Origin of the sequence: [Mycobacterium] fortunisiensis, from assembly GCF_019050325.1 — a bacterium.
GTDB lineage: Bacteria > Actinomycetota > Actinomycetes > Mycobacteriales > Mycobacteriaceae > Mycobacterium > Mycobacterium fortunisiensis.
In genome coordinates this window covers 62,515-85,923 of record NZ_VOMB01000004.1, presented here as the reverse complement: position 1 = coordinate 85,923, position 23,409 = coordinate 62,515, and the positions used below count along the sequence as shown (strand labels likewise).

The following is a 23,409-nucleotide window of genomic DNA, read 5'->3' as shown; positions in this document are numbered from 1 at the left end:
CGGCGAGTTCAGCGCAACTCGGGGCCCGCCACCCCGCCGGCCCAGCCGTTGTCGGCCACCCAGGGTGAGGCGGCCACCGCGACGGCCCAGGCCTGCGTGGCGGGAACATCGAGCACGGCGTACCGCTTCTCCCCCGCCGCGGTCGCCGCGATCAGGGTCGCCACCCCGGCACGACGCTGAAAGAACGTCTGGCGCACCGTCCATCCGATGATCCCGGCGGTGTCCAGGTGATCGCGGCGCCGCTCAACACTGCCGGCGCGGGCCACCAGCCAGCCGTCGCGCACCAGATGGCCGAGCGATCGGGACCGGTCCGCGGCCAGGCACCCCGCCGCCACCGCGAGCACCGCCCACAGCGCCCAGGCCCAGGCCGGCACGCCGAGCACCAGCATGGCCGCGCCCAGCACGACCGGCAGCGTCAGGGCCCGGGTCCAACGCCGCCGCACCGCGGCCGGGCCGTGGCCCAGCAGGGCGGCATTCACCACCCCGGGGTTGTCGATCAGCTCGGCCAGCACAGCCCGGGCGGTGCCGGCCGGGCACGGCGGCAGCAGCAGTGAGGCCTCGCCCTCGCCGCCGACACCGGTCATCACGGCGTCCAGCCGCGCCCCGCCGAAGGCCCGCACCAGCAGTGGTTCCCGCAGTGTGCCGCCACGCATCCGGCGCATGTCGTAGGTGTGTTCGCGCAGCCGCACCAGCCCGTGCTGCAGGTTCAGCACGTCGGAATCGCGCCGCAGTACCAGATTCCCGTACGTCAGCAACGACCTCGACACCGACAACACCACCGAGGCTAGCAGCACCGCAGCGACGACCACGATCACGCTGAGCAGCACACCCAGGCGTTCGGCCACCGCCACACCCGATCGTGCGACTGCTGAATCCTCCAGTGCCGCACCAGCTCCGGCCTGATACACCACGCCCACCGCGGCGGCGATCATGGCCAGGCCGGTCAGGCTCAGCGGGCTGTATCGCAACCACGACGGCTGCCAGCGGGCCAGTTCGCGGCCGGCCGGGGTGTCGGCGACCGGGACGGCATCGGCCAGCAGGATCGCCCGCAGCCGCGGCACCTGCTGCGCCTCGACCGCGTCGAGGGCAAATGCGGTGTCGCCCTTGGCTTCCTGCCCGGTGCTGATCCGCAGCACGGTCAGCCCGAGCAGCCGGTGCAGCAGCCGGGCGTCGGTGGACACCGACCGGATCCGGTTACGCGGCACCGACAGCACCTTGCGTTGCAGCAGGCCGGTGCGCAGCTGCACCTCGTCGGGTTCGATGCGGTAGCCGGTGGTGAACCAGCGGGCCAGCCCGACGCCGACGGTGGCGGCCAGCGCGAGAATCGTCCACCATGAGTTGCCGGTGGCCGAGCCGAGCACCACCGCACCGATGAGCAGTGGAATCTGTTGCAGCACTTCGTGGACCGGGTGCACCAGCAGCATACGTGGGCTCAGCCGCTGCCAGGCCGGCTCGACAGCCGGCCCTGTCATGTCGCGTCCTGTTCGCCGATCGCGGCGATGTCGGTCAACTGCGCCACCACCCGCTCGGCGACGTCGTCGTCCAGCGCCACGATGCGCACCGCGCCGGCCGAGGAGGCCGTCGTCACCGTCACGTTGGCCAGGCCGAACAGCCGGTCCAGCGGGCCGCGGTAGGTGTCCACTGTCTGCACCCGCGAGATCGGTGCGATGCGCCGCTCCTGCACCAGCCACCCGGTGCGGGTGTACACCGCGGGTGTGCCGGATCCGACGTGGATGTCCCAGCGGTGCACGCGGAAACGCCACATCGGCACCACCACGATGAACAGCACCGCGCCGAGGATCGTGGCGAGCGCGGCGAGGCCGTGCAGCCACAGCATCCGCCGGTCCAGCACGAGCCAGATCAGCTGGGCGAAGCCCAGGAACGCCCATGGGATGGCGGCGCTGAGCGCCCACACCAGTGGGGCCTTACGGCTGGGCGGATGTGCGGGATCGGTCAGTTTCACTGGGCGAACACCGTGTTCCAATCGTTCTTCATGTCGACGACGGTCCAGCCCCGCGGGCCGGCTTCCTGCAGCGCGGTGACGAGCTTTCCGGAAGCCGGCGGATCGGCGTCGTAAGCGTATTCCCGCTCGGCGTCGGTGTGGTGCACCAGCACGCCGAGGCTGGGCAGCGGGTTGTCGATCGTGGTGTACTCCAGCATCGCCTGGTCCCCGTCGCTGTTGCCGACGGCCAGGATCGGCCGGCGCCCGATGAATTCGTGGATCCCCGATGGCTTGCCTGCCTTGTCGTCGACGAAGACGTAATCCAGGGTCTTGACGAGTACCGGCTTGCCATCGCGCAGTTCGTATCTGGTGGTGCCGGTCGAGCCGACCACCTGCTCGGGCGGGATGCCGTAGACACGTTGGGAGAAAACCCGCATGAAGTCGGCACCGCCGCCGGAGACGATGTAGGTACGAAAACCGTTGTCCCGCAGATAGGACAGCAGCTGTTGCTGCGGCGCGTAGGTCAGCTGGTCGTACGGTCGGTCGAAGCGCGGATGCCGAGCGCGCGCCAACCAGTTGGTCACCGCTTGGTCGAACTCGCCGGTGGTCATGCCGGTGTGGGTCAGCGCCAGCACGTGCAACAGACCCTCGTGCCGGTCCCCGGCCAGCAGGGTCGCCACGTCCCCGTTGAGCGCTGCCTGCACCATCGGGTCGGCGGCCAGCGCTGGTTCCTGCGGTGCCCGACGCTTGAGTTCGTCGATGACGAACGCGGCCTGGAAGGGCAGCGGCGCCTCCGCCCACAGCGTGCCGTCGTTGTCGAACACCGCGATGCGGTCCTCCGGTTCGACGAAGTCCGGGGTGTCGCCGGTGGTGACCCGCTCGACGAACTCCGTGATCGACGTCTTGGCCGGCACGTCGTTCCACGCGGACAACGGATCGGCCGTGCCCTCGCCCGAGGTGCAGCCGGTCACGGTCAGCAGCAAGCTCAGCAGAACCGCGATCACATTGCGCATGGCTCCCACCCTGCTATGGCGCCGGGGTGCCGTCCAGCATCCGTTTCACCGGGCCTGGTACCCAGATGTCATCGCACGCAGGTACGGGCAGTCTTCGGCGGGGTTCTCGTCCGGGCAGGTGAGCAAGTGCTCAAGGTGGTCCCTGGCTTTCGCCAACCGATCCTGTTGACGCTGGATGGCATCGAGGCGGTCCCGGACGGCGTCACGCCAGTCATGGTCGCCGACGGTGAGAATCGTGGCGATCTCGTCGAGGCTCATGAGGCCGCTTTCCCGCCACATCTTGATCAGCCCGATCCGGTGGAGTTGCTCCGGGCCGTACAACCGCCAACTGGACCGGCGCTGGGCAGGGTGCAGCAGGCCGCGCTTCTCCCAGTACCTCAGTGCCGATTCGGCCAGACCGAACCGTCGCGCAGCCGCACCGATGCCGATGAAGTCGTCATCACTCATGTCACCACCGCGCTCACGGCCCTTGATTTCAAGCCGACTTGAAATGTTCTGGTTAGGCCACCCTAACTAATCGGCGCGGAAAGAAAGGCCCTCCCATGGGAACCGAATACTGCGAGACAGTCATCATCGGAGCAGGTCAGCAAGGCTGCGGGGTGGCCGGAGCACTACAGGAAATCGACCACGAGGCGATCGTGTTCGACAAGGGCGAGATCGGCCAACGATGGGCGCATGAGCGGTGGGACAGCCTGCTCGTCGGCAGCGGAAACCGGTCGATCCGGCTGCCCGGGTGGGATTACGACGGCGACGACCCGCTCGCCCTGCCCTCGGGCCCACAGGTGGCCGGCTATCTGCGCCACTATGTGCGGGACCGCAACCTGGTGGTCCGTGAGCACGCCCCGGTACAGGCCGTCGAGGGCGGTCCGGGCTCACCCGAGGACGACGTGCGGTTCCGGACCCGGTTGCACGACGGCGCGACGGTCGAATCACGCAACCTCGTCGCGGCTGTGGGCGGCTACGCCCAGCCGCGCAAGCCCAGCCTGTCCTGCGACGTCGCTTCGGCGATCCACCAAGTCCATTCGGCCGACTATCGCAATCCGGGCTCGCTTCCGGCCGGGGCGGTCCTGGTGGTGGGTGCCGGCATCAGCGGTCAGCAGATCGCCGACGAACTCAGCGATGCCGGACGACGGGTCTTCCTGTCGGTGGGGCGACACCGCGCCTGGCCCCGTTGCCACCGTGGCCGCACCATCCACGAATGGATGCACGCGTTCTCGCTGTACGACGACTTCGTCACCGCCGGGGCCGCCGATGGAGCACGGCTTCCCGGATTGCCGGTGTGCGGCAACAGGCTTGGCACCGCCGAACTCAATCTCGGCACGTTGGCCGCCAAAGGCGTCGTCCTTGTCGGTTCGGCGCGCGGGGCCCGCGGAACCGTACTGACGCTGGCGGACAACGTCGTCGACGTCGCCGAGGAATCGGCGCTCTCGTTCCGTGCCGTGATCGACAAGATCGACGCCGGGCTGCGCCAGCGCGGCTTCGTCGTACCCGCGCAGCCACCGGCACCCGCGGTGGATCTCGACGTGATCGCGGGTTTCGGTACCCGGCTCGACCTGGCACAGCACGACATTTCAACCATTGTGTGGTGCACCGGATTCCGGCCCGACTACCGGATACTGCCCGCTCAAGCGCTCGACGAGGACGGGGTACCGCTGCAGCGCGGCGGCATGCTGGGCGCACTGCCCGGGCTGTATTACGCCGGGCTGCCCGAAGGCAACTCGCTTGCCCGGACGGGCTTGGCCGCCGTAGCGGACAACGCGCGGTTCATCGCCGGGCAGATCCATATCGATCACGTCATGCGCACGCGGTCATCGGCCTCACTGATCTCAGCGGTGTGAGACGGCCGGACCACCCGTAGAGTTCGAGGCATGAGTGCCAACTCCAAGTGGACCGAGGCCGATGTGCCCGATCAGTCCGGCCGGATCGCGATCGTCACCGGCTCCAACACCGGTCTGGGCTATGAGACCGCGCGTGTGCTGGCCGCCAAGGGCGCACACGTCGTCGTCGCGGTCCGCAACCTGGACAAGGGCCGCGAGGCCGTCGACCGGATCACCGCCGAGGTGCCGAACGCCGACCTCACCCTGCAGAAACTCGATGTCGGCTCCCTCGACTCGGTGCGCACCGCCGCCGACGAGCTCAAGGCCGCCTATCCGCGGATCGACCTGCTGATCAACAACGCCGGCGTGATGTACCCGCCGAAGCAGACCACGGTCGACGGCTTCGAGCTGCAGTTCGGCACCAACCATCTGGGTGCGTTCGCGCTGACCGGCCTGCTGCTCGACCATCTGCTGCCGGTCGACGGGTCGCGGGTGGTCGCGGTCGCCAGCGTGGCGCACCGGATCCAGGCCGCCATCCACTTCGACGATCTGCAGTGGGAGCGCAGCTACAACCGGGTGGCCGCCTACGGGCAGTCCAAGCTGTCGAATCTGTTGTTCACCTATGAACTGCAGCGTCGCCTGGCCGCCAAGAACGCGCCGACGATCGCGGTGGCCGCCCACCCGGGCGTCTCGGCCACCGAGCTCACCCGCCACATCCCCGGTGCCGGGCTGCCGGGTGTCAACCAGGTGACCGCGCTGCTCGTCAACAGCGCGCTGAAGGGTGCGCTGGCTACGCTGCGCGCGGCGACGGATCCCGACGTGCGCGGCGGGCAGTACTACGGTCCGGACGGTTTCCAGGAGATGCGCGGGTATCCGAAGCTGGTGTCCTCCAGCCCGCAGTCGCACGACGAAGACCTGCAGCGCCGGCTCTGGACCGTGTCCGAAGAGCTCACCGGCGTGCACTTCCCGGTGTGAGCATGCGCACCGTCGACGAGCACCAGCAGGTGGTGGCCGGGCTCATCAAACCCCGTGCGGCACAGCAGTTACCGTTGTCGGACACGCTCGGGCTGGTGTTGGCCGCCGATGTCGTGGCGCCGTTGTCACTGCCCGGTTTCGACAACTCGGCGATGGACGGCTACGCCGTGCTGGCCGACGACATCGCGTCGGCCACCGAGGACGCTCCGGTGCGGCTTCCGGTCGCCGAGGACATCCCGGCCGGCCGCACCGACCCGCTGACCCTGCAGCCGGGCACCGCGCACCGCATCATGACCGGCGCCCCGTTGCCGTCCGGTGCCACCGCGGTCATTCCGGTGGAGGCCACCGACGGTGCGACGGACGTCGTGACCATCCGCGCCTCGGCCCCGCCCGGCAAGCACATCCGCCGCGCCGGCGAGGACGTCACCGCCGGCACCGCGGTGCTGCACGCCGGCCAGGTGATCAGCCCGGCCGCGTTGGGCCTGGCCGCGGCGCTGGGTCTGGCGACGCTGCCCGTCGTGCCGCCGCAACGCGTCATGGTGATGTCCACCGGTACCGAGCTGGTGGCACCGGGTGCCGAGTTGCAGCCCGGGCAGATCTACGAGTCCAATGCGGTGATGCTGGCCGCCGCGGTCCGCGAGGCCGGCGCCCAGGCCACGATCGCCCCGATGTCGGCCGATGATGTCGACGCGTTCCGCGCCGCGCTGGCCGCCCACAGCGGCGAGGCCGATTTGATCATCACCACCGGCGGCGTGAGCGCCGGCGCGTACGAGGTGGTCAAGGATTCGCTGTCGGATCAGGTGAAGTTCGTCAAGGTGGCGATGCAGCCCGGCATGCCGCAGGGGGCCGGCACCGTCGGCGGGGTGCCGATCGTGACGCTGCCCGGCAACCCGGTCAGTGCGCTGGTGTCCTTCGAGGTGTTCGTCCGTTCGCCGCTGCGTACCGCGATGGGCCATGCTCACCCGGACCGGCCGCGCCGTACCGCGCAGCTGACCGAGGACCTGACCTCGCCGCGCGGGAAACGGCAGTTCCGCCGCGGTGTGCTGAGCGGAGATTCGGTGAGCAGCTATGGCCCGCCGGCGTCGCACCATCTGCGTTGGCTCGCCTCGGCGAACTGCCTGTTGGAAATCGGCGAGGACGTCACCGAACTGGCTGCCGGGTCGCCGGTCCCCGTCTGGGACCTGAGCTGACGAATCCGGCACCGTCCGCACGTAGAATCCTCCCGATGGCCAGACGCCCCGATCTCCCTTCCGGACCAGAACGCCTCGTTGCCCTGGTGCGCTCCAGTGTTCCGCCGATGCATTCGGCGGGGCTGCCGTTCGTCGGCGCCAGCCTGGCCGTGGCGGCCCTGGGCCGCAAGCACCGCTGGGTGCGGCGGGCCGGACTGCTGGCCGCCGGCGCCAACGCGGCGTTCTTCCGCCACCCGCCACGGGTCCCCCCGACCCGCCCCGGCGTGGTGGTGGCGCCTGCCGACGGGCTGGTGTGCCTGGTCCAGGACGCGGTGCCGCCCGCCGAGCTGGGCCTGCCCGACACTCCGCTGCCGCGGGTCAGCATTTTCCTGTCGGTGCTCGATGCGCATGTGCAGCGCGCCCCGATCGGCGGTGACGTGGTCGCCGTCCAGCATCGTCCCGGTCGCTTCCACTCGGCCGAGCTCGAAGCCGCCAGCGAGGACAACGAACGCAACAGCGTGGTCATCTGCACGCCCGACGGCGTCGAGGTGATCGCCGTGCAGATCGCCGGGCTGGTGGCTCGGCGCATCGTGTGCAACGCGCACGTCGGCGACAAGCTGGACATCGGCGAGACGTACGGGTTGATCCGGTTCGGCTCCCGGCTGGACACCTACCTGCCCGCCGGCTCGAACCTGCTTGTCACGCCGGGTCAGCGGACGCTGGCCGGGGAGACCGTCCTGGCGGAGTTGCCATGATCGCGGGGTTGCAATGATCGCGGGGTTGCAATGATCAAAGCCCGGGTGCGGCCCCGCATCAAGCCGCCACCGTTCAGCGTGCGGATGTTGCCGAGCGCGATGACGGTGGCGGCCATCTGTCTGGGTTTGTCGGCGGTCAAGATGGCGCTCGACGAACGGCCCACCGAGTCGATGGCTTTTCTGGCGGTGGCGGCGATCCTCGATGCGCTCGACGGCCGGGTGGCCCGGATGCTCAACGCCACCTCCAAGATGGGTGAGGAGATCGATTCCCTGGCCGATGCGGTGAATTTCGGTGTGGCACCGGCTTTCATCGTCTACGGCACCCTGCTGTCGCATTCCCGGATCGGCTGGATCGTGGTGCTGCTGTACGCGGTGTGCATCGTGCTGCGGCTGGCCCGGTTCAACGCGCTGCTGGACGTGGATCAGCCCGCGTACGAGAAGGAGTATTTCGTCGGCATGCCCGCGCCGGCCGGCGCGATCGGGGCGATCGGCCTGCTGGCCGCCAAGATGCAGTTCGGCGAGGGCTGGTGGACCAGCGAGTGGGCGGTGTCGCTCTGGATGGTCGGCGTCTCGCTGCTGGTGGTCAGCCGGATCCCGATGCGCAAGATCCATACCTTCGCGGTGCCGCCGAACATGGTGGCCCCGCTGCTGGCGCTGGTCGCCATCGGTGTGGCCGCCTCGGTGTTCTACGGCTACATCGTGATCATGGTGATTATCGTGGCCTACGTGCTCCACATCCCGTTTGCGGTGCGTACCAAGAAGTGGGTGGCCAGCCATCCCGAGTCGTGGGACGACAAGCCGCAGCAGCGCCGGGCCCAGCGCCGCGCGATTCGCCGGGCGCAGCCGCACCGCCGGTCGATGGCCCGGTTGGGGCTGCGGAAGCCAGGGCGCTGAGATGTCGGAGCTCGAGGTCGACGAGGATCACGCGCTCGGGCATCTGCGTCTCACCGCGCGGCTGAACACCTCGGCGCTGGACTCGCGGCGCGGCGTGGTCCGCTTGCATCCGGAGGCGGTGGCCGCGCTGGGCATCCGGGAGTGGGACGCGATTGCCCTGACCGGATCGCGCACCACCGCAGCCGTGGTCGGGCTGGCGCCGCGGGGCACCCCGGCCGGCACCGCCCTGCTCGACGACGTCACGTTGTCCAACGCCGGGATCCGGGAGAACGCCACGGTGATCGTGGCCCCGGTGACGGTGTACGGCGCCCGGGCGGTCACGGTGACCGGGTCCAAGTTGGCCACCGATTCGATCTCGTCGGCGACGCTGCGTCAGGCCCTGCTGGGCAAGGTGATGACGGTGGGCGACACGGTGTCCCTGCTGCCCCGCGATCTCGGCCCGGGCACGTCGTCGTCGGCGGCCACCGCGGCGTTGGCGTCGTCGGTGGGGATCACCTGGACCTCGGAGTTGCTGACGGTGACCGGTGTCGATCCGCGCGGACCGGTGAGCATCCAGCCGAATTCGGTGGTGTCGTGGGGGTCGGGCATCGAGCCGGGTCCCTCCGGGAGCGCCGACGCCACCGGCACCACCGTGGACACGACGGTCGGCGCGCACACGATCAGCCCGGCCAGCGCCGAGCCTGCGGTCAGCTTCGACGATCTCAAGGGCTCCCACGTCCAGGCCGGCAAGCTCACCGAGTGGCTCAAGCTGTCCCTCGACGAGCCCGAGCTGCTCGAAACATTGGGTGCCACACCGCATCTCGGGGTGTTGGTGACCGGCCCCGCCGGGGTCGGCAAGGCCACCATGGTGCGCACGGTCTGCGCCGAGCGGCGGCTGGTGGAACTCGACGGCCCCGAGGTGGGCGCGCTGGCCGCCGACGACCGGCTCAGTCGGGTTTCCGACGCGGTGGCCACCGTGCGCGACGGCGGTGGGGTGTTGCTGATCTCGGATGTCGACGCGCTGCTTCCCGCCGCCACGGACCGGGCCCCCGAGCCGGTCGCCGCGCTGATCATCGCCGAGTTGCGGGACGCCGTCGGGACCCGTGGGGCGGCGTTCGTCGCGACGTCGGCGGTGCCGGTGGGGGTGGATTCCCGGCTGCGCGCCCCGGACCTGTGCGATCGCGAACTCGCGCTGACCCTGCCCGATGCCGCCACCCGCAAGTCCCTGCTGGAGGTACTGCTGCGCGGTGTTCCGACCGCCGAGCTCAACCTCGGTGAGATCGCGGACCGCACACCGGGTTTCGTGGTGGCAGATCTGGCGGCCCTGGTCCGCGAAGGGGCTTTGCGGGCCGCCTCCCGGGCCAGCGCCGACGGGAACGAGCCGGTGCTGTGGCAGGAGGATCTCACCGGAGCGCTGACGGTGATCCGGCCGCTGTCGAGGTCGGCTGCCGAAGAGGTGTCGGTCGGCTCGGTGACGCTCGATGACGTCGGCGACATGGTCGAGACCAAACAGGCACTCACCGAAGCGGTGCTGTGGCCGCTGCAGCATCCGGACACGTTCGCGCGCCTGGGCGTGGAGCCGCCACGGGGTGTGCTGCTGTACGGGCCGCCCGGCTGCGGCAAGACGTTCGTGGTGCGTGCCCTGGCCAGTTCCGGGAAGCTTTCCGTGCACGCGGTCAAAGGTGCTGAGCTGATGGACAAATGGGTTGGCTCATCCGAGAAGGCGGTGCGCGAACTGTTCGCCCGGGCTCGCGACTCGGCTCCGTCGCTGGTGTTTCTCGACGAGATCGACGCGCTGGCCCCACGCCGCGGGCAGAGCTTCGACTCAGGCGTGACCGACCGGGTGGTGGCCTCGCTGCTGACCGAGCTCGACGGCATCGAACCGATGCGCGACGTCGTGGTGCTGGGGGCCACCAACCGCCCCGATCTCATCGACCCGGCGCTGCTGCGGCCGGGACGGCTGGAGAAGCTGGTGTTCGTCGAACCCCCGGATGCCGATGCCCGCCGCGAGATCCTGCGCACCGCAGGCAAATCCATCCCCTTGGCCGACGACGTCGATCTCGATGCCCTGGCCGCGGAGTTGGACGGGTACAGCGCGGCCGACTGCGTGGCACTGCTCCGCGAATCGGCGCTGACCGCGATGCGCCGCTCGATCGACGCCGCCGACGTCACCGCAGCCGATGTCGCCAAGGCCCGCGAAACCGTGCGGCCGTCGCTCGATGCGGCACAGGTGGCGTCGTTGCGGGAGTTTTCCGCCGGGCGCTGAGGTATGGCCTGGCGCTGAGGTACGCCCCCGAAATCGCTTGCGCCGAACGTCTACTCGAGCTGCCCGCCTATGCGCGACAATCGAGCGACAATCGCCTCTCAGGTCCCTGGTATATCACGAGCCACAGCAGCGATGTGCTCATCCGGCACTGACGCAACTGAGGCCTCTTGTGCCTCATCAGCCCGGTGTCCAGCTACGAGCGACAGTGTCGCTGATAGCTGGACAACCCGAATTCTGTTGCGCACGAGGCGAATGCGCCGTCAGTAACTCGTGTAATGAATGGACTTGGGATGGGAGTTGTCAGCGTGACCCAGGTGGCGATTGTCGCTCGATTGTCGCGCACAGGCGGGCACAACGCCTACCGTTTCCACGCAGGGGCCAGTGTGGCAAATGTGGCTACGGCTCGGCTGCGGCTACGGCTCGGCGATCGCAGCCAGCCGATCGATCGACGCCCGCAGCTTGTCGGAAGTGGTCGCGCGGGCCCGGACCAACCGCTTCTCGTCGGTGAGCTGCGACCAGTCATAGGTGTGGGTGACCAGGGTTCGGTTGTCGCCCAACGGTTCCAGCTCCCAGCGCCACAGATGGCCGGGCGGCTCTTTGCCGACTTCCGCTGGGCGCCAGGCAATCCGGCGTCCTTCCTCGAACTCCACGATGCGGTTCTCGCGGTCGCTGCCCTTCGTGATCGTCATGACGAACACCTCACCGACCGCACGCACGCGCTGCCCGGCCGGCGCCTCGGCCAGGTTGTCATTGCCATCCCAGCGCGGCTGCTGCGCCGGGTCGGCAATCAATTCGAAGATCACCTCGGCCGGCGCCGCGATTTCTCGGCGGGCCGAGACCACACGGGAAGCGTCACCATCCATGCGCCCGACCATACCGATCGCCCACTCGAACACAGGTAGTGCATTACTCACGACGCCCGCCGTGGCGCGGCATTGACTGACCCGCACGGACACACCACGTGAAGGGGGAAGGTCATGCGACACGGTAGAGAGAGCTTCTTTGTCGTCGGGGAAGGCATCCTGACGTCTGACGGGAAGGCCGCGGCCACGCCACATCTGTCGGACGCCGACGAACTCAGGCAGTTCCGGTTCTCCCGCATCGGGCCGCCGGGGACGCCGGCCAGCGCGGAACTCGTGACGGCGCTGGCCGAAGCGATCACCACGCAACCACCGGATGCCGACGACGACGTCCCGGCCGGGTACACCTATCTGGGGCAATTCGTCGACCATGACATGACCAGGGACAACACCGTGGCCGACCTCGGATCGGACCTGACGGTCGACGAGCTGATCCAGGGGCGTTCGCCCAGCCTGGACCTCGACTCGTTGTACGGCCATGGCCCGGCGGCGGACCCGCAGTTCTACACCGACGGACTGCACCTGAAGATGGGCCGCACCGCCTCGATCGGTGATCTGCCTGCCTTCGACGGCTTCGACCTGCCGCGGGACCCACAGCAGAGCACCGCCCTGATCCCCGACCACCGCAACGACGAGAACCTGGCGGTGGCCCAGACGCATCTCGCCTTCATCCGGTTCCACAACCGGGTGGCCGACACCATTGCCCCCGGGCCCGTCGCGGCGAGGTTCGAGGCGGCGCAAGAGCGCGTGGTCAAGCACTACCAGTGGATGCTGCGCACCGATTATCTGCCCCGGATCGTCGACCCCGGCATCATCGAGGACGTATTCACCAACGGACGCACACTTTTCGAGACGTCCGTGGTGCCCGGGGATGCACCCACGATGCCGATCGAGTTCTCGGTGGCGGCGTTCCGGCTCGGCCACAGCATGGTCCGCGACGCGTATCACTGGAACCGCATCTTCGACAACGGCGGCGGGACCCTGTCGTTTCTGTTCGACTTCTCGGGCACCAGCGGCTCCCTGACGGGCCAGTTTCCGTTGCCGTCCAACTGGATTGCCGACTTCCGGCGCCTGTACGACTTCGCTGAAGCCGGGCGTCCGGATCTGGTGGTGCCGAAGGCGAAGTTCAACCATGCCCGCGCCATCGACACCAGGCTCACCGACCCGCTGGCCACCCTGCCGGCCGGCTCGTTCGGTGACCGCAACGACCCGGTGCCGCCGCTGCACGCCAATCTGGCGTTCCGCAATCTGTCCCGCGCCAACATGGTCAAGCTCGCCAGCGGTCAGCAGATGGCCACCCTCGCCAACGTTGCCGAGCTGAGCGAGAAGCAGCTCGTGGAGGGAGCCGGCACCGGCGTCGACCTCACCGGGCTGACCCCCGCTGTGCGCACCGAGTTCGTGACCAACACCCCGCTGTGGCCCTACATCCTGCGGGAGGCCGAACTCAACGGCGGCCGGCTCACCGGCGTCGGCGGCCGTATCGTGGCCGAAACCTTCCACCGGGCGATGGAGGGCAGCACGTATTCCATTGTGCGCGATCCGCATTGGCGGCCCACCCTGGGCCCCGACCCGCTGACGTTCCGGATGGTGGATCTCTTGCTGTTCGCGTTCGAAGGACGGGCCGACCTGCTCAACCCGCTCGGCGACGAAACCGGCCAACCGGCACAGATCATCGAACTGCAGCGCGGCGACGAGAGCCCCTTCGTCCGGATCCTGCAACATCTGTTGCGCGCCAGGCGATTCGACCTGAGCGCTGATGGCGTCTTCGGGCCGGTCACCGAACAGGCGGTGCGCCGGTTCCAGGGCAACCAGGGCATCGTCGTCGACGGCATCGTGGGCCCGGTGACGTGGTCGCGGCTGTTCATCACGGTCCGGCGCGGCAGCACCGGTGAGGCCGTCAAGGGCATCCAGGTCCGGATGAACCTGCGGCAAGCGGCGCCTGTCGCGGTGGACGGCGCCTACGGCCCGGTCACCGAACAGGCCGTCCGGGAGTTCCAGGGCAGCCAGGGCATCGAATCCGACGGCATCACCGGTCCGGTCACCTGGCGCCGCTGCGTGTCGACGCCGGCGTAGTCAGCGGTGTGGTCAGCAACGTACGGATCGCCGCGGCCAGGTCCGCCTCCAGCCACGACGGCAACTCGGCATCGTGCGCGTGCCGGCGGACCACCGCATACGGCAGATCGACGACGGCGCGCGACATTGCATCCATCGCGCGGGCATCGTCGTCGCCGTAGACGCGGCGCGTGAGCTCGCGCAGTCGCTCCATGAGCGGGACGTTCATCGCCGCCAGCGTCGCGGTGAACTCGGCGTCGGGGGCACCGTCGAGCAGGTCACTGGGCCGGATGGTCAGCAGCATACGCGCGTCGTCACCGAACTCGCGGGCGAAACCCACGGCCGCCACCCCCATCGACACGGCGATCTCCACCGGGTCCTCTCCCGTCGCGGCCATCGCCCGACTCTGGAACCGGTCCAACGCGCGCAGCCAGGCCGCGGCCAGCACCCCGTTGCGGTTGCCGAACCGGTGGTAGAGCGTGCCCGCCGGGGCGCCGCTGGCCTTGGCGATCGCCGCAACGCTTGCCGCCCGGGGCCCTTCGGCAAGCACCAACGCCCGCGTCGCGTCCAAGATCGCGTCGGTTCCATGCTTCCGCGGAGGCGCCATGATCTAGTACAGTCCTTCTATATGGAACGTTTACCCTATATCGATGAGCATGCCACAATCCTCGACGCCGACGCGGCTACGACATGGGCCGCCGTCCTGCGCACGATGTGCACCGACCCCGCAGCCCCGCGCCCGCCACTCGGCTTCGCCATCGGCGAGTGCACCCCGCGCCAACGCCTCGTCCTCAAGGGCCGGCACCCGTTCGCGGTGTACGAATGGATCTTCGAGTTGGACGAGCTCGGCCCGCACCGCACCAGGGTGCGCTCACAGACCTGGGCGGACTTCCCTGGCCTGCACGGAAAGATCTACCGCGCCCTGGTGATCGGCTCGGGCGGCCACGCGGTGGCGGTCCGCCAAACCCTCAAACGCATCGGCCGCCAGGTGCGTCCACTCACGGTTCGATGAGCCCGGCCCGGATCGCGTAGCGGGTCAACGCCAACCGGTCCCGCAACCCGAGCTTGGCCAGGATGTTGGTCCGGTGCCGGTCGACGGTCTTGGCGCTGATGGTCAGCGTCGCGGCGATCTCCCGGGTCGAGTACCCCTCGGCGATCAACTTGAGCACCTCCTCCTCACGCGGCGTGAGGATGGTCTCCGGCAACTCCCCACCGTGGCGGGACCGGTGCAGATAATCGCGGATCAGCGCGGTCACCGCCCCGGCGTAGAGGAACGGTTCACCGCGCATGGTGGCCCGGCATGCCTCCAACAGGTCCCGGTCGGCCACGGACTTCAGCACATACCCCGAAGCTCCGGCCTTGAGCGCCTCGAAGAAGTACTGCTCGTTGTCGTACATCGACAGGATCAGGATCCGCACATGCGGATGGCTCCGGTTGATCTCCCGCGCGGCCTGCAACCCCGTCATCCGCGGCATCGCGATATCGAGAATGGCCAGATCCACCGGCGTCGACTCCAGCGCGTCCAGCGCCTCGTACCCGTCGGCGGCCTCGGCCACCACCTGCAGATCGGATTCGGCGTCGATGATCATCCGCAGGCCACTGCGGACCAGGGCGTGATCGTCGGCGAGCAGGATGCGGGCCGCCACGTCAGCTACTCCGCACCGGGATCACCAACCGGACCTCGGTGCCACCACCCGCCGGGGACGTGAGCGTCAGCTCGGCGTTCACCAGCAGGGCCCGCTCGCGCATCCCGTTGATGCCGGCACCTTCGACCTCCACTCCGCCGCGGCCGTCGTCGGCGACCCGCAACGTCAGCTCGTCCCGCCCGGTGTGCAGGTCCACCCACACCTTGCGGGCCCCGGAGTGGCGGGCCACATTGGTCAGGCTCTCCTGGGCGATCCGGTAGCACACCAGCTCGACCTCGGACCTGAGCCGATCTTCTTGCAGGGCAATGTGTTTGACCACGGCGATCCCGCTGGCCTGAGCGAAGTCGCTGCACAGCGCATTCAGGGCGCTGTGCAGCCCGAGATCCTCCAACGCCTCCGGGCGCAGCCGTCGGGCGATCTCGCGCACCTCGTCGAGGCTGGACCGCACGATCTCCTGCGCATCGGCGAGCTCGCCACGGATCGCCGCCGGTGACCGATCGACGGCGCGTTTGAGGGTCAGCAGCGCGACGGTCAGGGTCTGGCCGATCTCGTCGTGCAGCTCCCGGGCGATGCGCTGACGTTCGTTCTCCTGGGCCGCCAGCGCCGACGCGCTCGCCGTGGTGCGCTCGGTCTCCAGCCGATCCAGCATCGCGTTGAACGATTCGATCAGATGTTGCAGGTCGCCGCTGTCGCGGTGGTCGACGCGGTCGGTACGTTTGGGCGGATCGACTCGCCGCATCGACGCGGCGAGCCGATCCAGTGGGGCAAGACTGGAACGCAACAACAGACCGTTGGCCGTCAGGATAACCACCAAACCCACCAGCAGCACCGGGATTTCGGTGATCTTGATGCGGGCGGACACCGACGCCGGGGACAACGCGAGGATCAGGGTGCCCAGCGTGAAGATCAGCCCGTTGATCAAGAACACCCGCCGGAACAACGCGGCCGCCGGGGTGCGCGCCGGTTTCACCACCCCAGCGTGACCTGTGACCAGTGTGGTTGTCCATACATGCCGCACCCCCGTCGGAATGGGTGTCAGCCCCGATGGTCAGCGGGCACCGACCCGCACACACTGACACCACCGCTGGGAGGAGCCGCGACACGGGCCGATCGGAGAACGAGCACTCGGAGAACGAGGACAATGACACTGGCAACGCATTGGAACGAGCTCATGCAGGCACATGAAATCGCGGCTCACCTGCCCACGGTCCGGATCGACGATCCGGTCTCCAAAGCGGTCCAGCTGATGGTGGTCAACCGGTTGCCCGGCCTCGTGGTGGTCGACGACAGCGGCCGTCCGGTGGCGGTGCTGCCGGGCACGCAGGTGCTGCGCCTGGCGATCCCCGAGTCCTACCAGGACGACCCGGCCTTGGTCCGCACCGTCGACGAGATCCACGCCGACCTGTTCTGGCACGGGCCCGGCAAACTCACCGTCGGCGACTGCCTGCCCGGGCCCGCCACCAAGCCCGCGACCGTGACGCCGGACGCCACCCTGTTGGAGATCGCCACGGTGATGGCCAACAAGCGCAGCCCGTTGATCGCCGTCGTCGACAGCGGCGGACGGCTCACCGGCGCGGTGACCCTGGAGCGGCTGTTGACCAGCCTTGCCGTCGCCGGTCCCGGCGACTGACCCCCCGGGCTCGTGCTCGCCCCGGCCCTGGCGCTGACGATCTTCGTCGTCGCCTTCTGGTTCATCGCCACCGAGCGAGCCGACAAGGTCAAAACTGTTCTGATCGCCGCCGGCCTGATGGCCCTGCTCGGGCTGATCCCCGGCGCGAAGGTGTTCTACTCCGAGCACGAGGGCATCGACTGGAATGTCATCTTCCTGCTGCTCGGGATGATGGTGATCGTTGGCGTCATCAAGCAGACCGGGCTTTTCGACTTCCTCGCGATCTGGGCGGCCAAACGCTCCCGCGGCAGTCCGGTGCGGCTGATGGTCATGCTGATGGCGATCACCGCGTTCGCCTCACCGGTGCTCGACAACGTCACGATCATCCTGCTGATCGCGCCGGTCACCCTGGTGATCTGCGACCGGCTGCGCATCGCACCCCAGCCCTATCTGATCGCCGAGGTGCTCGCCTCCAACATCGGCGGCGCCGCGACGCTGATCGGTGACCCGCCGAACATCATCATCGGCAGCCGTGCCGGCCTCACCTTCAACGACTTCCTGATCCACATGGCCCCGATCGTGGTGATCATCTTCGCGTCGTTCGTGCTGTTCACCCGGGTGCTGTTCGGCTCCGAGCTGCATGCCGGCAAGGTGCACATCGACGAGGTGATGGCCCTGCAGGAACGCCGTGCCATCAAGGACACGCGGCTGCTGTTCCGCTCGCTGCTGGTGCTCAACGTGGTGATCGTCGGGTTCGCACTGCATTCGGTGTTGCACGTGGCGCCCTCGATCGTGGCACTGCTGGGCGCCGGGGCCATGTTGCTGGTCACCGACATCGATGTGGCCGAGGTGCTGCCCGAGGTGGAGTGGCCGACGCTGGTGTTCTTCATGGGGCTGTTCGTGATGGTCGCCGGGTTGGTACACACCGGCGTCATCGGGGCGCTCGGATCGGTGGCCGAGTCCGCGTTCGGCGACAACTGGTTCGGTGCGGCCACCGCGCTGCTGTTCGGCTCGTCGGTGGTGGGAGCGTTCGTCGACAACATCCCCTATACCGCGACGATGACGCCGGTGGTGGAAAGCATGGTGGCCCAGACCCCGGACCTGCAGACCGGCCAGGCGCTGTGGTGGGCGTTCGCGCTGGGCGCCTGCTTCAGCGGCAACGGCACCGCGATCGCAGCCAGTGCCAACGTGGTGGCCATCGGCATCGCGCAGCGGGCCGGGCACCCGATCAGCTTCTGGCGGTTCACCCGCTACGGCATCGTCGTCACTGCCCTGAGCACCACCCTGGCCTGGGTGTACGTCTGGCTGCGCTATTTCTGAGGAGAGTTCTGAGCAGAGTTCTGAGCGGCGTTTCACTGCGGGCCCGGTGACCGGGCCTGCGGAGCAGCCACAACAGCCCACGTAGAATGGGGTAACCGAAGCCGAAAAAGCCATATCTAGCTATAAGGCTGACACCCCGACCCCAACCCGATCGGAGTGCCATGCTCGCCGTCCTGCTCGCCCACGCGGTTGCCACCGCGCTGGCGCCGCTTCTGGTGGCCAGATGGGGACGGATGGCGTTCTATCCGCTGGCCCTGGTGCCGCTGGGCTCGCTGGTCTGGGTCGCCCTGAACTGGCCCGACAGCGATCACGTGCCGACCCTGAACATCCCATGGGTCGAAGAGCTGTCGATGAACATCACGCTGCGCTTCGACTCGCTCGCGGCGATCATGAGCGTGCTGGTGCTGGCCATCGGTGCCCTGGTGTTGTTCTACTGCGCCGACTACTTCCATCACCGTGACGGCCGCATCGAGAAGCGGCTGCCCAGCTTCGCCGCCGAGCTGGTGGCCTTCTCCGGGTCCATGTTCGGCCTGGTGATCAGCGACAACATGCTGGTGCTCTACATCTTCTGGGAAACCACCACGGTGCTGTCGTTCCTGCTGGTCGGCCATTACGCCGAGCGGGCCACCAGCCGCCGGGCCGCCACCCAGGCGTTGCTGGTCACCACGTTCGGCGGGCTGGCGATGCTGATCGGCATCGTGGTGCTGGGCCACCTGGCCGGCACCTACCTGCTGTCGGAGCTGATCGCCGCGCCGCCGACCGGCACCGCCGCCACCATCGGTGTGGCCCTGATCCTCGTCGGCGCGCTGTCGAAATCGGCCATCGTGCCGCTGCACTTCTGGCTGCCCGGGGCGATGGCCGCCCCCACCCCGGTGAGCGCCTACCTGCACGCCGCGGCCATGGTGAAGGCCGGCGTCTACCTGGTGGCCCGGATGACGCCCGGGTTCGCCGACACCCCGCTGTGGCGTCCCATGGTGGTGGGACTGGGGCTGGTGACCATGATGGTCGCCGGCTGGCGCGCGGTGCGCGAGTACGACCTCAAGCTGATCCTGGCGTTCGGCACGGTGAGTCAGCTGGGACTGATCACCGTGATGGTCGGGGCCGGCGGCAGCGACATGATGCTGGCCGGGCTGGCCATGCTGTGCGCGCACGCGATGTTCAAGGCCGCACTGTTCATGGTGGTGGGCGTGATCGACCACGCCACCGGGACCCGTGACATCCGGCGGCTGGCCGGGTTGGGCCGTCACCACAAACCGTTGTTCGCCATCGCCGTCGGCGCCACCGCGAGCATGGCCGCGCTGCCGCCGTTCTTCGGGTTCGTCGCCAAGGAGGCCGATCTGGAGACGGTGGCGCACAGTCCGGCGCTCGGCGCCGCGGCGCCCTATGTGCTGGCCGGCATCGTGATCGGCTCGGTGTTCACCACGATCTACAGCCTGCGTTTCCTGTGGGGCGCGTTCAGCGACAAGGGGCTGGACCGCCCCAGTGCCCGGGTGGCCGAAATGCACCGCCCGCCGGTGACGTTCCTGGCCGCCCCGGCGGTCCTGGCCGCGGCCGGACTGCTGTTCGGTCTGTGGCCGGCCGGATTGGATGCCGCCCTCGACGAATACACCGACTCGATCCCCGGCGGATCCGGCTACCACCTGGCTCTCTGGCATGGGCTGGGCCTGCCGCTGGTGTTGTCGGCGGTGGTCCTTGCCACCGGCGTCGCGGCATTCCTGATTCGGCGTCGGTTGCCCCGCAATCGCGTCGCCTACCTTCCACTGGGCAACGCCGACCGGATATACGACGCCACCATCCGTGGTCTGGACGTGCTCTCGGTCCGGCTCACCGGTTCGACTCAGCGCGGTTCGCTGCCGGTCACCCAGTCGGTGATCCTGTGCACGCTGGTGGCCTTTCCCCTCGGCGCCCTGGCCGTGGGCACCCGCGATCACCCGCACTTCGCGCTGTGGGACTCACCGCTGGTCGTGGTGATCGGGTTACTGATGCTGGCCTCCTCGATCGGCGCGACGCTGATGCGCAACCGGCTGGCCGCGGTGCTGCTGATCGGGGTGGCCGGGTACGGCTGCGGCGCGATCTTCGCCTTCCACGGCGCACCTGATCTGGCCCTGACCCAGTTCCTGGTCGAGACGCTGGTCCTGGTGATCTTCGTGTTGGTGCTGCGCACCCTGCCGGCCGAGTCCGACGCCGCCAAGATCAACAGCCACCGGCTGCCGCGTGCCCTGCTGGCCCTGGCCGTCGGCGCCGCCGTGACCACCCTGACGGTCTACGCGATGGCCGCCCGCACCGGCGTCGGCATCGCCGAGCTCTTGCCCGACGCCGCCTACTACCGCGGCCACGGCGCCAACACCGTCAATGTGCTGTTGGTCGACATCCGGGCCTGGGACACCATGGGCGAGGTCATGGTGTTGCTGGTGGCCGCGACCGGGGTGGCCTCCCTGGTGTTCCGCCACCGTCGCTTCGGCACCGCACCGAGGGTCGGCACCGCCCCGCGCGTCACCGCGCCCGCCGGGCAGCCCGACATCGCGCCGGTCTTCGCCTACAGCCCGGCCATCGGCGATGTCACCTGGCTGCGCGGCTCGGAGATGCGTGATCCGCGATATCGCTCGCTGATCCTGGAGGTCGCGACGCGGATCATCTTCCCGCTCATCATGGTGCTGTCGGCGTACTTCTTCTTCGCCGGGCACAACACCCCCGGCGGCGGCTTCTCCGGCGGACTCACCGCGGGCCTGGCCCTGGTATTGCGGTATCTGGCCGGCGGGCGCTACGAGCTCGGTGAGACACTGCCGCTGGACGCGGGCAAGATCCTGGGTACCGGGCTGGGACTGTCGGCCGGCGTGGCCGTCATCTCGATCCTGCTGGGCGCACCCGCACTGTCCTCGGCGGTGTTGCAGTTCGACCTTCCGGTCTTCGGCCACGTCAAACTGGTGACCGCACTGTTCTTCGATCTCGGCGTGTACCTCATCGTGGTGGGGTTGGTGCTCGATGTGCTGCGCAGCCTCGGCGCGCGGGTGGACGTGGAGACCGCCGTGACCACGAAGGCGGTGACACGATGACGACGTTCCTGATTCCGCTGATCCTGATCGGCGGCTTGACCAGCACCGGGGTCTACCTGCTGCTGGAGCGCAACCTGACCCGAATGTTGTTGGGACTGCTGCTGATCGGCAATGCGGTGAACCTGCTCATCCTGACCGTCAGCGGGGTCGGCGGCAACCCACCGATCCGGGGTCGCACCAGCAACGGCGCCACCACCACCGCCGATCCGCTGGCGCAGGGCATGATCCTGACCGCCATCGTGATCAGCATGGGGATCGCCGCGTTCGTGCTCGCGCTGGCCTACCGGGCCTACCGGCTGACCACGGTGGAAGAGGTCAGCAATGACCCCGAGGACACCCGCGTCTCGCAGCAGATCGGCACCGAAGACGACGAGGAGGAGCCGACGATCCCGCAACCCGACATCCACCTCGACACCGACGCGCCCGACGAGCTCGACGCGCTGCCCGGTTTCGAGGGGTCGAAATGACCGCCCAGGCATTGATCCCCCTGCCGGTGCTGATCCCGGCACTCGGCGCGGCGCTGACCCTGATCGCCGGACGGCGGGCGCAACTGCAGCGCATCATCACCCAGACCGCGCTGACCGCCACCGTCGCGGTGTGTGCGGCGCTGGTCTATCTGGCCGACCGCGACGGGACCCTGGTGCTGCATGTCGGCGGGTGGGGACAGAGCGTGCCGGGCATGGGGCCGCTGGGCATCACCCTGGTCGTCGACCGACTCTCGGCGATGATGCTGGTGGTGTCGGCGATCGTGCTGCTGGCCGTGGTCGTCTACGCCATCGGGCAGGGTATCCGCGACGGTGACGAACGCCAGCCGGTGTCGATCTTCCTGCCCACCTATCTGGTGCTCTCGGCCGGTGTCTGCACCGCATTCCTGGCCGGGGACCTGTTCAACCTGTTCGTCGGTTTCGAGGTGCTGCTCTCGGCGAGCTTCGTGTTGCTGACCATCGGCGCCAGCGAGGAACGGGTGCGGGCCGGCATCTCATACGTGATGGTGTCGATGGTGTCCTCGCTGATCTTCCTGATCGGCATCGCGCTGGTGTACGCCGCCACCGGCACGCTGAACCTGGCCGAGTTGGCGGTCCGCCTCGACGACGTGCCCGCCGGCACCCGCAACGCCCTGTTCGCGGTGCTGTTGGTGGCGTTCGGCATCAAGGCCGCGGTGTTCCCGCTGTCGACCTGGCTGCCCGACTCCTACCCCACCGCGCCGGCCCCGGTCACCGCGGTGTTCGCCGGGTTGCTGACGAAAGTCGGTGTGTACGCGATCATCCGGGCCCACGCCCTGCTGTTCCCCGGCGGCACCCTGGACACGGTGCTGCTGATCGCCGGGTTGCTGACCATGGTGATCGGCATCCTGGGCGCCATCGCGCAGAGCGATATCAAGCGGTTGCTGTCGTTCACGCTCGTCAGCCACATCGGCTACATGGTGTTCGGCGTCGCGCTGGGCAATGAGCTGGGCATGTCGGGGGCCATCTACTACGTGGCCCACCACATCGTGGTGCAGACGACGCTGTTCCTGGTGGTCGGCCTGATCGAGCGGCAGGCCGGCGCCTCCACCCTCAACCGGCTCGGTGGCCTGGCCGCGGCCAGCCCGCTGCTGGCGTTCGTGTTCGTCGTCCCGGCCCTGAACTTGGGTGGCATTCCACCGTTCTCGGGTTTCATCGGCAAGATCGCGCTGATGGAGGCCGGCGCCCAGAACGGCTCGGTGCTGGCCTGGACCCTGGTGACCGGCGGGGTGGTGACGAGCCTGCTGACGCTGTATGTGGTGGCCCGGGTCTGGACGAAGGCGTTCTGGCGGGCGCGGGCCGATGCCCCCGAGGGCCATCTTTCCGGGGCGGCGCCGGCGGTGCTGCTCGACGACATCGAGGACATCGAGTTCGCCGATCGCGACAGTGTGGGGCGGATGCCGGCGGGCATGCTGGTGCCGACCGGGGCGCTGATCGCCGTGGGCTTGGCGCTGACGGTCGCGGCGGGGCCGATCTTCGGCTACACCGAACGCTCGGCAGCCGAAGTCCTCGACCGGGGGCAGTACATCACCGCGGTGCTGGGAGCTGCCCCATGA

The 23,409-nt window shown here is 68.8% G+C and carries 21 protein-coding genes; 13 read left to right on the top strand and 8 right to left on the bottom strand.

What is annotated here, in order from left to right; all coding sequences use genetic code 11:
• Nucleotides 1-8: 8 nt before the first annotated feature.
• From FR943_RS03390 to FR943_RS03375, 4 genes are read right to left on the bottom strand one after another with little or no spacing between them, the layout of a single operon-like run.
• Nucleotides 9-1,472 (bottom strand): PH domain-containing protein, encoded by a 1,464-nt coding sequence (locus tag FR943_RS03390; protein WP_217154905.1) that lies wholly within the window; start codon nt 1,470-1,472, stop codon nt 9-11.
• Nucleotides 1,469-1,963 carry a PH domain-containing protein gene (locus FR943_RS03385; RefSeq protein ID WP_217154904.1) on the bottom strand — a complete coding sequence of 165 codons (495 nt, stop codon included), beginning with the start codon at nt 1,961-1,963 and terminating at the stop codon, nt 1,469-1,471. Before FR943_RS03385 ends, FR943_RS03390 begins: the two co-directional genes overlap by 4 nt.
• A complete protein-coding gene (locus tag FR943_RS03380; protein WP_217154903.1) occupies nt 1,960-2,955 on the bottom strand; it encodes an HAD family hydrolase in 996 nt (331 codons plus the stop codon). Before FR943_RS03380 ends, FR943_RS03385 begins: the two co-directional genes overlap by 4 nt.
• 45 nt (nt 2,956-3,000) lie before the next feature.
• Nucleotides 3,001-3,402 carry a MerR family transcriptional regulator gene (locus FR943_RS03375; protein ID WP_217154902.1) on the bottom strand — a complete coding sequence of 134 codons (402 nt, stop codon included), beginning with the start codon at nt 3,400-3,402 and terminating at the stop codon, nt 3,001-3,003.
• 95 nt (nt 3,403-3,497) lie between these two features.
• Between FR943_RS03375 and FR943_RS03370 the strand changes: the two genes are divergently transcribed.
• The 6 genes from FR943_RS03370 to FR943_RS03345 are packed head-to-tail and all read left to right on the top strand — an operon-like array spanning nt 3,498 to nt 10,810.
• A complete protein-coding gene (locus FR943_RS03370; RefSeq protein ID WP_217154901.1) occupies nt 3,498-4,793 on the top strand; it encodes a flavin-containing monooxygenase in 1,296 nt (431 codons plus the stop codon).
• A gap of 30 nt (nt 4,794-4,823) precedes the next feature.
• Nucleotides 4,824-5,747: an SDR family NAD(P)-dependent oxidoreductase gene (locus FR943_RS03365; RefSeq protein ID WP_217154900.1), complete on the top strand. Its 924-nt coding sequence runs from the start codon at nt 4,824-4,826 to the stop codon at nt 5,745-5,747.
• Between the two features lie 2 nt (nt 5,748-5,749).
• Nucleotides 5,750-6,937: a molybdopterin molybdotransferase MoeA gene (gene moeA, locus FR943_RS03360; protein ID WP_217154974.1), complete on the top strand. Its 1,188-nt coding sequence runs from the start codon at nt 5,750-5,752 to the stop codon at nt 6,935-6,937.
• A gap of 35 nt (nt 6,938-6,972) precedes the next feature.
• Nucleotides 6,973-7,671 (top strand): phosphatidylserine decarboxylase, encoded by a 699-nt coding sequence (locus tag FR943_RS03355; protein WP_217154899.1) that lies wholly within the window; start codon nt 6,973-6,975, stop codon nt 7,669-7,671.
• 30 nt (nt 7,672-7,701) lie between these two features.
• Nucleotides 7,702-8,565, top strand: a complete 864-nt coding sequence (pssA, locus tag FR943_RS03350) for a CDP-diacylglycerol--serine O-phosphatidyltransferase (RefSeq protein ID WP_217154898.1) — start codon at nt 7,702-7,704, stop codon at nt 8,563-8,565.
• A gap of 1 nt (nt 8,566) precedes the next feature.
• On the top strand, nt 8,567-10,810 hold the full coding sequence (locus FR943_RS03345) for an AAA family ATPase (RefSeq protein ID WP_217154897.1): 2,244 nt from the start codon (nt 8,567-8,569) through the stop codon (nt 10,808-10,810).
• Between the two features lie 413 nt (nt 10,811-11,223).
• Here the strand turns inward: FR943_RS03345 and FR943_RS03340 are convergent, their stop codons facing one another.
• Complete coding sequence (locus tag FR943_RS03340) at nt 11,224-11,673, bottom strand: SRPBCC family protein (RefSeq protein ID WP_217154896.1); 450 nt, start codon at nt 11,671-11,673, stop codon at nt 11,224-11,226.
• Between the two features lie 114 nt (nt 11,674-11,787).
• On the opposite strand from FR943_RS03340, the gene FR943_RS03335 reads away from it, so the two are divergent.
• Nucleotides 11,788-13,743 (top strand): peptidoglycan-binding protein, encoded by a 1,956-nt coding sequence (locus tag FR943_RS03335; protein WP_217154895.1) that lies wholly within the window; start codon nt 11,788-11,790, stop codon nt 13,741-13,743.
• Here the strand turns inward: FR943_RS03335 and FR943_RS03330 are convergent.
• Nucleotides 13,709-14,329, bottom strand: a complete 621-nt coding sequence (locus FR943_RS03330) for a TetR/AcrR family transcriptional regulator (RefSeq protein WP_217154894.1) — start codon at nt 14,327-14,329, stop codon at nt 13,709-13,711. The genes FR943_RS03335 and FR943_RS03330 overlap by 35 nt on opposite strands.
• A 21-nt stretch (nt 14,330-14,350) precedes the next feature.
• On the opposite strand from FR943_RS03330, the gene FR943_RS03325 reads away from it, so the two are divergent.
• Nucleotides 14,351-14,734 carry a hypothetical protein gene (locus FR943_RS03325; RefSeq protein ID WP_217154893.1) on the top strand — a complete coding sequence of 128 codons (384 nt, stop codon included), beginning with the start codon at nt 14,351-14,353 and terminating at the stop codon, nt 14,732-14,734.
• Here the strand turns inward: FR943_RS03325 and FR943_RS03320 are convergent.
• Together FR943_RS03320 and FR943_RS03315 are read right to left on the bottom strand one after the other, a co-directional pair.
• Entirely contained in the window at nt 14,721-15,368 is a 648-nt protein-coding gene (locus FR943_RS03320; protein WP_217154892.1) for a response regulator, read from the bottom strand. The two genes, FR943_RS03325 and FR943_RS03320, sit on opposite strands and share 14 nt — an antisense overlap.
• A 1-nt stretch (nt 15,369) precedes the next feature.
• Nucleotides 15,370-16,338 (bottom strand): HAMP domain-containing sensor histidine kinase, encoded by a 969-nt coding sequence (locus FR943_RS03315; RefSeq protein WP_217154891.1) that lies wholly within the window; start codon nt 16,336-16,338, stop codon nt 15,370-15,372.
• Between the two features lie 171 nt (nt 16,339-16,509).
• Between FR943_RS03315 and FR943_RS03310 the strand changes: the two genes are divergently transcribed.
• From FR943_RS03310 to FR943_RS03290, 5 genes are all read left to right on the top strand, one after another.
• Nucleotides 16,510-16,998, top strand: coding sequence for a CBS domain-containing protein (locus FR943_RS03310; protein ID WP_246584800.1), 489 nt, complete (start codon nt 16,510-16,512; stop codon nt 16,996-16,998).
• Nucleotides 16,999-17,010: 12 nt separating this feature from the next.
• Entirely contained in the window at nt 17,011-18,297 is a 1,287-nt protein-coding gene (locus FR943_RS03305; RefSeq protein ID WP_217154890.1) for an ArsB/NhaD family transporter, read from the top strand.
• 161 nt (nt 18,298-18,458) lie between these two features.
• Nucleotides 18,459-21,350 carry a Na+/H+ antiporter subunit A gene (locus FR943_RS03300; RefSeq protein WP_217154889.1) on the top strand — a complete coding sequence of 964 codons (2,892 nt, stop codon included), beginning with the start codon at nt 18,459-18,461 and terminating at the stop codon, nt 21,348-21,350.
• Nucleotides 21,347-21,817: a Na(+)/H(+) antiporter subunit C gene (locus FR943_RS03295; RefSeq protein WP_217154888.1), complete on the top strand. Its 471-nt coding sequence runs from the start codon at nt 21,347-21,349 to the stop codon at nt 21,815-21,817. The genes FR943_RS03300 and FR943_RS03295 overlap by 4 nt, the downstream gene beginning before the upstream one ends.
• Complete coding sequence (locus tag FR943_RS03290) at nt 21,814-23,409, top strand: Na+/H+ antiporter subunit D (RefSeq protein WP_217154887.1); 1,596 nt, start codon at nt 21,814-21,816, stop codon at nt 23,407-23,409. The genes FR943_RS03295 and FR943_RS03290 overlap by 4 nt, the downstream gene beginning before the upstream one ends.

Excerpts from the sequence above, each read along its gene's own strand:
- FR943_RS03390 (WP_217154905.1), bottom strand. The coding sequence starts at position 1,472 with ATGACAGGGCCGGCTGTCGAGCCGGCCTGGCAGCGGCTGAGCCCACGT.
- FR943_RS03380 (WP_217154903.1), bottom strand. The coding sequence starts at position 2,955 with ATGCGCAATGTGATCGCGGTTCTGCTGAGCTTGCTGCTGACCGTGACC.
- FR943_RS03375 (WP_217154902.1), bottom strand. The coding sequence starts at position 3,402 with ATGAGTGATGACGACTTCATCGGCATCGGTGCGGCTGCGCGACGGTTC.
- FR943_RS03370 (WP_217154901.1), top strand. The coding sequence starts at position 3,498 with ATGGGAACCGAATACTGCGAGACAGTCATCATCGGAGCAGGTCAGCAA.
- FR943_RS03365 (WP_217154900.1), top strand. The coding sequence starts at position 4,824 with ATGAGTGCCAACTCCAAGTGGACCGAGGCCGATGTGCCCGATCAGTCC.
- moeA (WP_217154974.1), top strand. The coding sequence starts at position 5,750 with ATGCGCACCGTCGACGAGCACCAGCAGGTGGTGGCCGGGCTCATCAAA.
- FR943_RS03355 (WP_217154899.1), top strand. The coding sequence starts at position 6,973 with ATGGCCAGACGCCCCGATCTCCCTTCCGGACCAGAACGCCTCGTTGCC.
- pssA (WP_217154898.1), top strand. The coding sequence starts at position 7,702 with ATGATCAAAGCCCGGGTGCGGCCCCGCATCAAGCCGCCACCGTTCAGC.
- FR943_RS03345 (WP_217154897.1), top strand. The coding sequence starts at position 8,567 with ATGTCGGAGCTCGAGGTCGACGAGGATCACGCGCTCGGGCATCTGCGT.
- FR943_RS03340 (WP_217154896.1), bottom strand. The coding sequence starts at position 11,673 with ATGGATGGTGACGCTTCCCGTGTGGTCTCGGCCCGCCGAGAAATCGCG.
- FR943_RS03335 (WP_217154895.1), top strand. The coding sequence starts at position 11,788 with ATGCGACACGGTAGAGAGAGCTTCTTTGTCGTCGGGGAAGGCATCCTG.
- FR943_RS03330 (WP_217154894.1), bottom strand. The coding sequence starts at position 14,329 with ATGGCGCCTCCGCGGAAGCATGGAACCGACGCGATCTTGGACGCGACG.
- FR943_RS03325 (WP_217154893.1), top strand. The coding sequence starts at position 14,351 with ATGGAACGTTTACCCTATATCGATGAGCATGCCACAATCCTCGACGCC.
- FR943_RS03310 (WP_246584800.1), top strand. The coding sequence starts at position 16,510 with ATGACACTGGCAACGCATTGGAACGAGCTCATGCAGGCACATGAAATC.
- FR943_RS03300 (WP_217154889.1), top strand. The coding sequence starts at position 18,459 with ATGCTCGCCGTCCTGCTCGCCCACGCGGTTGCCACCGCGCTGGCGCCG.
- FR943_RS03295 (WP_217154888.1), top strand. The coding sequence starts at position 21,347 with ATGACGACGTTCCTGATTCCGCTGATCCTGATCGGCGGCTTGACCAGC.
- FR943_RS03290 (WP_217154887.1), top strand. The coding sequence starts at position 21,814 with ATGACCGCCCAGGCATTGATCCCCCTGCCGGTGCTGATCCCGGCACTC.